The sequence below is a fragment of the Sporosarcina koreensis genome, assembly GCF_001531445.1.
Taxonomy (GTDB): Bacteria; Bacillota; Bacilli; order Bacillales_A; family Planococcaceae; genus Sporosarcina; species Sporosarcina koreensis_C.
In genome coordinates this window covers 1-10,269 of the sequence record NZ_LQYA01000067.1, presented here as the reverse complement: position 1 = coordinate 10,269, position 10,269 = coordinate 1, and the positions used below count along the sequence as shown (strand labels likewise).

The 10,269-nt window shown below is 46.8% G+C and carries 10 protein-coding genes; 5 read left to right on the top strand and 5 right to left on the bottom strand.

The annotated features are described in order from the left end of the window. Nucleotides 1–197 precede the first annotated feature (197 nt). The gene (locus AWV70_RS10580; protein WP_153009952.1) at nucleotides 198–1,253 is read left to right on the top strand and encodes a PseG/SpsG family protein; all 1,056 of its coding nucleotides are present in this window, start codon (nucleotides 198–200) and stop codon (nucleotides 1,251–1,253) included. 24 nt (nucleotides 1,254–1,277) lie between these two features. Continuing rightward, nucleotides 1,278–1,466, top strand: coding sequence for an SE1832 family protein (locus AWV70_RS10575; protein ID WP_060206869.1), 189 nt, complete (start codon nucleotides 1,278–1,280; stop codon nucleotides 1,464–1,466). 165 nt (nucleotides 1,467–1,631) lie between these two features. Here the strand turns inward: AWV70_RS10575 and AWV70_RS10570 are convergent, their stop codons facing one another. From AWV70_RS10570 to AWV70_RS10560, 3 genes are all read right to left on the bottom strand, one after another. Then, nucleotides 1,632–3,086: a phospholipase D family protein gene (locus AWV70_RS10570; protein ID WP_060206867.1), complete on the bottom strand. Its 1,455-nt coding sequence runs from the start codon at nucleotides 3,084–3,086 to the stop codon at nucleotides 1,632–1,634. 251 nt (nucleotides 3,087–3,337) lie between these two features. Beyond that, the gene (locus AWV70_RS10565) at nucleotides 3,338–3,883 is read right to left on the bottom strand and encodes an RNA polymerase sigma factor (protein WP_060206865.1); all 546 of its coding nucleotides are present in this window, start codon (nucleotides 3,881–3,883) and stop codon (nucleotides 3,338–3,340) included. Between the two features lie 318 nt (nucleotides 3,884–4,201). Next, entirely contained in the window at nucleotides 4,202–5,449 is a 1,248-nt protein-coding gene (locus AWV70_RS10560) for a hemolysin family protein (RefSeq protein WP_060206863.1), read from the bottom strand. 408 nt (nucleotides 5,450–5,857) lie between these two features. On the opposite strand from AWV70_RS10560, the gene AWV70_RS10555 reads away from it, so the two are divergent. Together AWV70_RS10555 and AWV70_RS10550 are read left to right on the top strand one after the other, a co-directional pair. Continuing rightward, nucleotides 5,858–7,255 (top strand): dipeptidase, encoded by a 1,398-nt coding sequence (locus AWV70_RS10555; protein WP_060206861.1) that lies wholly within the window; start codon nucleotides 5,858–5,860, stop codon nucleotides 7,253–7,255. A 77-nt stretch (nucleotides 7,256–7,332) separates the two neighbouring features. After that, complete coding sequence (locus tag AWV70_RS10550) at nucleotides 7,333–7,638, top strand: hypothetical protein (protein ID WP_082713561.1); 306 nt, start codon at nucleotides 7,333–7,335, stop codon at nucleotides 7,636–7,638. Nucleotides 7,639–7,713: 75 nt separating this feature from the next. On the opposite strand, the gene AWV70_RS10545 is transcribed toward AWV70_RS10550, so the two are convergent. Next, nucleotides 7,714–8,307, bottom strand: coding sequence for a nitroreductase family protein (locus AWV70_RS10545; protein ID WP_060206856.1), 594 nt, complete (start codon nucleotides 8,305–8,307; stop codon nucleotides 7,714–7,716). Between the two features lie 181 nt (nucleotides 8,308–8,488). Here AWV70_RS10545 and AWV70_RS10540 point away from each other — a divergent pair, with 181 nt between their 5' ends. Then, complete coding sequence (locus AWV70_RS10540) at nucleotides 8,489–9,334, top strand: DegV family protein (protein ID WP_060206854.1); 846 nt, start codon at nucleotides 8,489–8,491, stop codon at nucleotides 9,332–9,334. A gap of 70 nt (nucleotides 9,335–9,404) precedes the next feature. On the opposite strand, the gene AWV70_RS10535 is transcribed toward AWV70_RS10540, so the two are convergent. Continuing rightward, nucleotides 9,405–10,269 (bottom strand): MFS transporter (locus AWV70_RS10535; protein ID WP_160327647.1); only part of this gene is annotated, 865 nt, incomplete at its 5' end.

The window sequence follows — 10,269 nt, the reverse complement described above, 5'->3', positions numbered from 1 at the left end:
CATTGGGAAAGCATCCCGATTAAGATGACAAGCATCAAGTCGAATAATAAAGAATCGAACACTGGAAACACCCCGTTTCCTTAAGAATAAATGCTAGTTTACCACATTTCCTTTTTCATTCAACGTATTTGTACATAACTCGTTTTTTCCAAACATAGGGTGAAAAGGAGAGTAGTTTATACACAGGAATAGAAAGGGTGATTCCAATAGAAAACTCAAAGAAGAAAACCGTTGCATTTTACATTGCGAGGTCGGACGGAAAAGGCTCGTATCCCGCAAGGAGAGCTTCCATGCTTGCACGGGACATCGCAAAAGAAGTGAACGTCCTATTCATCGTCGGTGAAAACTCCCCTTCACCTCCGGATGGCTTCAAATCGATCACAATCGGTAAAAAGGCCAATCTCATACAGACATTGAAGCTCGTACGTCCCGACCTCCTCATCCGCGATACAGGTCCGACTGTTTCCGAAGAAGTGGAAAAGCTCCGCGATATCGTCCCTGCTCTTTTGCATTTCGATGATTTCGGTGACGGTAGAAAACAAGCGGACTTCGTCTTCCAAACCCTGTTAGAGGAAACAGTTGACGAGCATGAAGAACATATCATCGTGGACCGACGGCTGTTCATGGCCGACCCAATGATGCAGCCTTTTGAAAAAACCGGCCTGCAAAAGCAACAGCCTGGCCCCCTCCCCCACCTTGTCATTTCATTCGGCGAAGAAGACGAGGGGAACTTGACATACCGCGCACTCCGGCATGTGTCACAGCTGCAAATTCCACTCAAGGTGACTGTTCTCGTCGGAGAGCGCTATCCGCATGACGTCAGCACGCTCCGAATGATGGCGCTCGGAAGGCGGAACACGCTTGTCCAACAGCCGCCCTACCATGTACCGGAAGTTTACGCGACAGCAGATGTCATTTTATGCGCATCCGGTTATATGCCTTATGAAGTCGCCGTCATGGGCATCCCGTGCGTCGTACTTTCCCAAAACGACTTCGAACTGGGACTTGCATTCCCGAAGGAACAGCATGGCTTCGTCCATCTTGGCCTCGGAAGGAAAGTGAAACAGTCGAATCTGTTGAATGCGATCATGGAGCCGTTACTGCATGAACCATTGAGAAAACGTTCGATTGAACGGCAATTGGCGCTCGGCCTTGGTGACGGGAAGAACAAAGTGGTTGAGACTATCCATTATTTATTGGAACACCCGAAACGCCGGGCGGGCGGAAAAGCGTTGTCGGATATGCTACACTAAAGGAAAACGATTGGGGTAATACAAATGAATAAACGGCAGATCGAATCAGCAATCGCGGAATTGAAAATGGATTATATCAGCTTGCAAGGCGATGTGGAAAAATTGGAGTCGACAGGACACGCAGATTCGGTCCAAAAAGCGGAGCAGCGACTTGCCGCGATGGAAGATCAATTAGCCGAGTTGAACAAACAGCTTGCAGAGCTATCTGAATAAACAAAAGCGAAAGCCGTCACGCAGAACGGCTTTTGCGAGTAAAAGCGAAGCGTTGGGAGCAAGTACTCCGAGGCTGTTAGCCCTGCTAGCGCCCGGAGTCTAGCCGTATAAGTGAAAAAAGGCTGCCGACGAACGGGATTCCGCTCGTGGACAGCCTTTTATTTATTAGTAGGTTGTCAGTTTCAATAATTCCTGAAGCCGGTAGATGCCACGCTGGAAGAAAGTGAAGCCATCCTGGAACTCCTCGAAATCGAGTGTGTAAAGAGCGTCTTCATTGTTCCAGAGCCGTTCAAAATATTCGTCGATCTCATTTGACAGCTCGCTGTCGTTCGGGGCGATTACTCTTAAGTTTGCCTCGAGATTGTAATTGTTCAATGTCCGATCGGTCAAATTTGCAGAGCCGTTCGTAATATACGTCTCCTGCGTCGTCTGCACGACGACAAGCTTCGTATGGTATTGGCCGACGACTGTATTATACCACCGGACATCGATCTTCCCGTCCGTCTCCTCCATCATCTTCTGGAGAACCGGTCGATTTGGGAGGCCCGACTTCTCATTGCCGAACGAGTTTTCATTCGGATCCAAGATCATTTGAACATGGACGCCGCGATTCGATGCGTCTACAATCGCCTGGACGATATCGGGCATCGCAATGAAAAACATGCCCATACGAATCGAATCCCCTTCTTGGGCTGCTGCAATATCGCCGAGGAGTGCATCGTGGATTTTCTTTTCCGTCAAATATTGGACCGCATAATCGCCGCCAGGCTCCTCCTCAGCGTCCACACGGGGCAAGGAACCGCCATTTGTATAGCGGACGACCGCCTCCTCCGCCTCTAATATATCATTTAATATGCCGGCACCCTTCACTTTCAAAGCAACATTTCCATGGAGACTGCTTGCGTCGTGCGGATTGCCCGACGTCACAATCGCCGACTTGTCCGTCACAACCGTCTTCCGGTGGTTCGCTTTCACATTCAAAAGGATCATATACGATCGCAACGTCATTTCCGGTGCTTTGCTTGCCATCGCATTTGCAATCCAGCCATTCTTCTCGAAATTGACCCAGCGAAAAATGGTGCGATAGAGGCCAGAGTAGATCGGCGTCGAGTCCCGCAGCTGGTCAAGATCGGTATAGACGACTTCAATGTCGGCGTCCGCAAGCTGGCTGAACCATTTCGATTCATAGGATCCATAGCCGGTATTGAGGGGGTCGGTAATATAGACGATATCCATTTGCGGATTCTCTTTTTTCTTTTGAATCAATTTCGTCGTCAATGTTTCCGAGATGTTCGGAAAGTCGATGTTTTCATCAGTGTAGTGGTCCATAAGGAAGAAATCGAGGACGATGAACTCTTGCGCCTCGTCGATCATTTTGTAGATTTCATCAAAGATGGAGAGCTCATGCACCATTCCGTCTCCTTTTCGATTCTGGGCGTACGTCAAATCGGTGAGCATTTCAACGTCGTCCGTCCAATGGATCTCTCCTTCGTAATTGATGCCTTCCGGCAGTGGTTTATATGTGTGCCAGGTGATGACCCCGACGTATAGGAATAGAAACAACAGGGTTGCCATCAGGATGAACCATTTCGGTCGAACCCACTTTTTCATCTTTTTCATTCAATCAACCCCGAATTCTACTTGCCATTTACAAGTTCCCCTAACTGGATAATCGCAAACTAGCAATTTTGCTTCAAAAAACTCCGCTACAAACGCATAAATTTTCACAGAAGTCCATAAACCAGCATAGAATCGCATAGATCCGCACAGAAACGCATAAACCGCTATAAAAGTCCATAATCCTCGTCAAACACGCATAAATCAAAAAACGCCCCTATTTTCATATAGAGGCATTCGAGTCATCCATCCGATTACGCTGTGACGTATTCTCTCACTGTCGTGTCGTCCATCATTAACTCCTTCAAATACTTCTTCGCCCGGAACAGACGAGATTTCACCGTGCCGATCGATACTTTCATCAAATCTGCTATTTCAATCAATGAATATTGGTAAACATAGAAATATTCGATTGTCGTCCGATAAATGCCGTCCAATTGGCCGATCTTCTGCTGCACCATTAGCTGGATATCGTTCTGCTCGATCATTTCACCAGGTGTCGGATTGTCGCTGGGAACCAAATCTAAGATCGGAACGTCCAATGTTTCAGGTTGGTGCATAACGTGCTTGCTTCTTCTGACATCTTTCCGATAACGATCCCGGAATGTGTTCATGCAGATCGTTGTCAACCAAGCTTTCATGCGGTCTACATTATCCATCTTCCCGCTATAGCGGACGACCTTGACCCATACATCTTGCATAAGGTCCTCGGCTTCCTCTTTATTACGTGTCAATTTCAAACAAAGATGATATATGTATCGGCCATACTCATCATATAGCTCTGTCAAGTCGATTTTCATTCGATAACGCCTCCGTTTTGTAACTGTTGACTTTATTATCAACAAATCTTCCATTACAAACTATCGACTTGTCTTTCACTAAACTTACAAAGTTGTAAGCTACGCGCAAAAGCGGAGAACGCCTGTTTAGCCCCGACAAGCGCTGGCCGACTAAGGTCGCCACGTCCTGTGGCAACGTCGGCACTAGTACATCCTGTACGTCGGAGGGCTTGAACAAAAGGCGCTTTTTGCCTTTTGATTCAAGACCGAAGCGACTCGAGGGGCTGGCGTTCGGAGCTGGATGAAAAAAACGCTCCGCAATCAAATGCGGGGCGTTTGTCATTCTTCTTCGGTTATCTGATCATGCCTTTTCGTAATCTTCATTTTGACGATGCGACTGCGATCCATTTCCACGATTTCAAAGTACAGGTTTTCGTATGTAAAACGTTCCCCTTCTTCGGGTACATGGCCGAGTTCTTGCATGACGAACCCGCCGATTGTTTCATGGTCGGTCGGCAATTCGATGTCGAGCAGATCGACGGCATCCACAATTTCAAATCGACCATGACAGATGAGCAAGTCATCGGTCTTTTCATAGACGAGCACTTCTTCATCGAAGTCCGTTTCATCCTCGATATCCTGCCCGATCATTTCCTCGATAATGTCCTCTTGTGTGACGATACCGAGCGTTCCGCCGTATTCATCGAGTACGATAGCCATATGTTTTTTATTCGCAAGCATCAGTTTGAACACTTTTTCAACGCTTGCTGTCTGGACTACGAATAGCGGCTCTTCGTCCATCAAGTCGGCGAGCTTCTTTTCAGGATGCATGGACCATTCTATCAACATCTTCGAATAGAAAACCCCGACGACCCGGTCGATGCTTTCCACATAAATTGGATAACGTGTATAGAAGTATTCCAAAATCGTATCGCGGACTTCTTCGTATGTCGACTCGATCGGCAGACCGATCACATCGGTACGGTGCGTTTCCATCACATCGGAGACGTCCTTGTCAGGAAAATCAAGCACCCCTTTCAAGCGGAGCGATTCCTCCTGTTCGAATGTCCCTTCCGTCGAAGCGATGTCCACCATGGAACGAAGCTCTTCCTTCGTTAACGTCGCTTCCCTTACAGCACCTTTTGAAATGATGCGGATGAAGATATTCGTGAATAAAGAAAGGAGAGTCGTCAGCGGCGTGAGCAGTTTGACGAATATGGAAATCGTAGGCCCGACGACATAGGCGATCCGATCGGCAAATGTTGCTGCAATCGTCTTCGGCAACACTTCCCCGAAAACGATGAGCACGACCGTCAAAACCCCTGTCGCGACCCCGACTTGCCAGCCTTTATCGATTGCGATCATCGTAACGATTGTCGGCATCATAATATTCGCCACATTGTTTCCAATAAGAATAGCGGTGATCATCCGATCGGGCTTCGATATCAAATCTCTTAGCTTGATCGATTTCGGATCGCCTTGCTCGGCACGGAGCTGGACTTTCATGCGGTTGACCGCGGTTAGTGCCGTTTCACTCCCTGAAAGGAAGAACGACATAAGTAAAAAGAACCCTAGTGCTATAAACAAAAGTGATTCCTCCCGGAGTTTCTGTACTTCAACTGTTCGTTCACTTAGCAACTTTTACATATCATAACATACCCATAGCAAATCCGTCCTTTTAGATAACTTGATTCCCAGAGACATGCTATACTATTTTTAACTTAATCCAGCAAAAGCTTCCACTCCAATAGGTAATAGAATGAACACAGAAACACCTCAATTAATAAAAGTTCCAACTCATGCTGAATTAAGTTAAAAGAAGGCAACCTAGGTGCGCCACGTCCTGTGGCAACGGTTGCATGACCTACATCCTGTAGGCCCGCGGATGTCACGGATTTTCAGGGGAGTTTATCGAGCTAGCTCGATAAAAATCCGGATGCAATTACGCCTAGGCGTAATTGATTCACGAAATAATTTTGAAATGAGGGGATCACTTTGAGTCATTTGGAAAAACTTGATGCGTATTTCACATCTAAACGAGAAAAGCATTTGGAGCAATTGAAAGATTTCCTCCGCATTCCGAGTATCAGTGCGTTGTCCGAACATAAATCGGATATGCAAAAAGCAGCTGAGTGGTTGAAGGATTCATTCCAACAAGCGGGCTTGGAAAATCTTTCGATCGACCCGACAGAAGGACATCCGGTCGTCTACGGGGACTGGCTCCACGCAGAAGAGAAACCTACGATTCTGTTCTACGGTCACTACGACGTTCAACCTGTCGACCCTGTGAATCTGTGGGAAAGTGGCCCGTTCGAGCCAGAAGTGCGCGACAATAAATTGTATGCACGCGGGGCAAGCGATGACAAAGGGCAGGTGTTCATGCATATTAAAGCGGTTGAAGCGCTCATGAATGAAAACGGCAGTCTGCCGGTGAACGTCAAGTTCATCATCGAAGGCGAAGAGGAAGTCGGCAGTCCGAACCTCGAAAAATATATCGAGGAGAATAAAGAGAAATTGGCCGCCGACATTATCGTCATTTCGGATACGGGCATGTACGGACCTGGAAAGCCTGCGATCTGCTACGGATTGCGTGGACTTGCAGGCGTCCAGATCGATGTCAAAGGTGCGAAAGGCGATTTACATTCCGGCATTTACGGCGGCGGCGTGCAAAATCCTATTCATGCGATCTCCGAAATCCTTGCGTCATTCCATGATCAAGAAGGGACGATTGCTGTCGACGGATTTTACGAAGATGTGCGTCCGTTGGCAGACGAAGAGCGTGCGGCTTATGAAGCGCTCAACTTCGATGAGGATGCATTAAAAGAGCAGATTGGTGTCGGCGAGCTGTTCGGTGAAAAAGGCTATTCCTATTTGGAGCGGACGTGGACGCGCCCTACTTTAGAAGTGAACGGCGTCTTTGGAGGCTTCTCCGGGGAAGGCATTAAAACTGTATTGCCGTCCGAAGCAGGCGCTAAAATTACTTGTCGTCTCGTTCCTGATCAAGATCCGGAAGACATCGTGAAGAAATTGAAGGCCCATATCGAAAAGCATAAACCTGCCGGCGTCACGGTAACAGTTAGCGAATTCGATAAAGGAAAACCTTTCATCACACCTTTCGACCACCCAGCTATCCAGGCGGCAGGAAAGTCATTTGAGAAAGTATATGATGTGCCGACCGCTTTCACACGTATGGGCGGTTCGATTCCGATCGTGGCGGCGTTCGATGAAATCTTGAATTTGCCGGTCGTCCTTATGGGCTTCGGTCTCTCAAGCGAGAATTTCCATGCGCCTAATGAACATTTCCACTTGGAGAATTTCGACAAAGGCTTGCGAGTTATCGGGGAATATTATCATGAACTTGCGCAGTTTTCGAAAGATGATTTGAAGAAGTAAGTTTCGGTGTGAGGCGGCATGCTTTGAGCGCGGAAGTGGCTACTTTGGACGAGTAGTGGCTTGCTTTGGACATGTGAGTGGCTACTTTGGACGCGGAAGCGATTGCTTTGGACGCGCAGCGGCTTACTTTGGACGCGGAAGCGATTGCTTTGGACGCGCAGCGGCTTACTTTGGACGCGGAAGCGACTGCTTTGGACGCGCAGCGGCTTACTTTGGACGCGGAAGCGATTGCTTTGGACGCGCAGCGGCTTACTTTGGACGCGGAAGCGATTGCTTTGGACGCGCAGCGGCTTACTTTGGACGCGGAAGCGATTGCTTTGGACGCGCAGCGGCTTACTTTGGACGCGGAAGCGACTGCTTTGGACGCGCAGCGGCTTGCTTAGAGCGTGCCACTCCATTAATACAAAAAGAACTGTCTCAGAAAGTCATTTGCCGACTTTCTGGACAGTTCTTTTTTCTTATTCCTCTTCTTGTTCGTCATCCATTCCATAAAATGTGACGATGTCTTCAAGCGGCGTGCGTACACGCCCTTTTGGAATATCATCATAATAACCGAATTGCAGCATGCTCATGATCCGCTCACCGGTTTTCACACCGAGCTCTTCCCGGAATTTCGGGTTGTCGATGAATGGCGGTGTCTTCCAGCATGTCCCGATCCCTTGGTCCCATGCAAGCAGCATCGCATTTTGAATCAACGCGCTTGCTGCTGCATAATCCTCTAGCCGTTCCTTCTGCCGGACATCCTCTTTGACTACGACAAAAACGACTGCGCCAGGAGCGCGGAACTTCTTCATTTGCTTCTCTAGTTCCTCTTCGGAAAGCTCTTTCCACTTTGGCACGCCATATTCTTTTAACACGTCTTGGAACTTTACATATTCCTGATTGGCAGCGACAACGAAACGCCAAGGATTACGCAAGCCATGCGTCGGTGCCCATCTGGCATCTTCCAAAACGGATACTATATTTTCAAGGTCGACCGGCTGCCCGTTAAAGTTTTTGACCGAGCGGCGGCTGGTGATCGCTTCTCTTACAGAAAGTGCTTGTTCATTCATACTTATGAACTCCCCTTCACATCATACTGACGACCATTATACACGAAACGAGGACAACTAGGGAATATCCCGTAACTTTCCGTAATCATTCAAGCCATTTCATCCGATTTGTATTTCAAGACATTACTTTCTGTAGTATAGTAATAAAAGAAGCGAATGTTTAGAAAAGGATGACTGACAAATGACGAAGAAGCCGATAGCATGGATAACAGACAGCACTGCCTATATTACAGATGAATTGAAAAACCACCCCGATTTCTATTCGATTCGGCTGAATATACATTTCGGGGAAAAACAATTTATCGACGGCGTCGACCTAACACCTACCCAATTATATGAAAATATTAAGAGCGCGACGGAGTTTCCGAAAACGTCCCAGCCGTCAGCTGGCGAGTTCGCCGAGAAATTCAAGAAAATTGCGGTAGACTATGAGCAGGCAATCGCCATCCATATATCAGGCGAGTTGAGCGGTACTCTCACATCTTCCATCGCCGGCGCGGATATCGCAGGTTTCCCTATCACATTCATCGACTCCAAATCCCTCTCGTACGGGATAACCGGGTTGATTGACAAAGGGATGGAATTGCAGAAAGAAGGAGCATCCGTACCGGAAATTAAAATGGAACTAGAGAAAATGGCAGGAACATTGAAAAGTTTCATTTACATCGGCCAGTTGGAGCAGCTGTACAAAGGCGGAAGGATGAATGGAGTCCAATTCTTCCTTGGCAGCCTGTTGAAAGTGAAGCCGATTATCCAAATTACAACTGACGGGAAATTGGAAGCGATCGAAAAAGTTCGTTCCGAAAAGAAAGCGCTTCAATATTTAGTCGATAAAGTGGCGGAAGCCCATCCGAAAGGCAAAGGAAAAATCTATTTGATGGAAGGGAATGTCCCAGAGCAGGCCGCGGAATTAAAAGCAATGATTCTGAATCAAATCCCCGGGCTTACCGTCGAAATTGGCGACATCAGCTCCACTCTCGCCGTGCACGCAGGCGAAGGGACAATCGCCGTATTATGGTTTGACTAAAAAACGCTCGTTTTCTCACAGCCTCTTCCCAAGTATGCCGGGAAGAGGCACTTTGTTGTCCAGACTTCGGTCATTTATTATAGTCCTCAACGCTTTTCGCTAAAATGAATGGACGTAATGTTAAACTGACCGTCACCAAAATGATGATGGAGGAAAACAAGTTAACCGGAAAATAAATACCCTTTTCATATAAAGCACCATAGATGATCGTTCCAATCGGCATGAGAACCATTCCGATTGTGCTGTTCATCGAAAAGACTCTGCCTTTATACTCATCTGGAACTGTTTTTTGCATATACGATGACATAGGAATCGATACGAATTGAAAGACCAGTGCCATCGATAAACCGATAACCCCAATATATCCCATAGATAGGACAGTTTTGACTTCAAAATAAACAGGCAATGTAAATGAAAGTAAGATGAATGCTACGATTAGTAACGCAACCTTTAACACAGCAAGCGGATTTTTTATTTTCATTTTTGACAGGATCAGGCTTCCGATTAGTGATCCCAACCCGAAAATCGCGCTGACAACTCCAACTTGCGGAGGGGTGAATTGCAATTCCTTAATCATAATCGTCTCTGGTAAAACACTAAAGCTAGCAGCACCTACCGCGTTAATAAGTAACGATAAAATCAATAGTTGCTTTAGTACATCTGATTTCATGATATATCGAAAACCGACTACGATTTTACGCCAAAAACTTTGAAACCAGTTTCCTAGATTGGCCTTCTCATCAGGGACAACCTGAAATTTTTGTTCGCTAAATTCCAAGAATACATTTGAAAACAAAGAAATCAGTTGCATGATAAGAAACACAACAATCATGGCTTGCAAAGTTAAAAAGCCATACATGATTCCCGCTAGTATCGGCCCTAACAGCATAACAGTTGTTCGATACGTCACAATTTCACCGATAGTCTTTTGAATG

Bases quoted from the DNA above. Each gene is read 5' to 3' on its own strand.
- AWV70_RS10540 (WP_060206854.1), top strand. From the start codon at position 8,489: ATGACGAAGAAGCCGATAGCATGGATAACAGACAGCACTGCCTATATT.
- AWV70_RS10575 (WP_060206869.1), top strand. From the start codon at position 1,278: ATGAATAAACGGCAGATCGAATCAGCAATCGCGGAATTGAAAATGGAT.
- AWV70_RS10565 (WP_060206865.1), bottom strand. From the start codon at position 3,883: ATGAAAATCGACTTGACAGAGCTATATGATGAGTATGGCCGATACATA.
- AWV70_RS10545 (WP_060206856.1), bottom strand. From the start codon at position 8,307: ATGAATGAACAAGCACTTTCTGTAAGAGAAGCGATCACCAGCCGCCGC.
- AWV70_RS10570 (WP_060206867.1), bottom strand. From the start codon at position 3,086: ATGAAAAAGATGAAAAAGTGGGTTCGACCGAAATGGTTCATCCTGATG.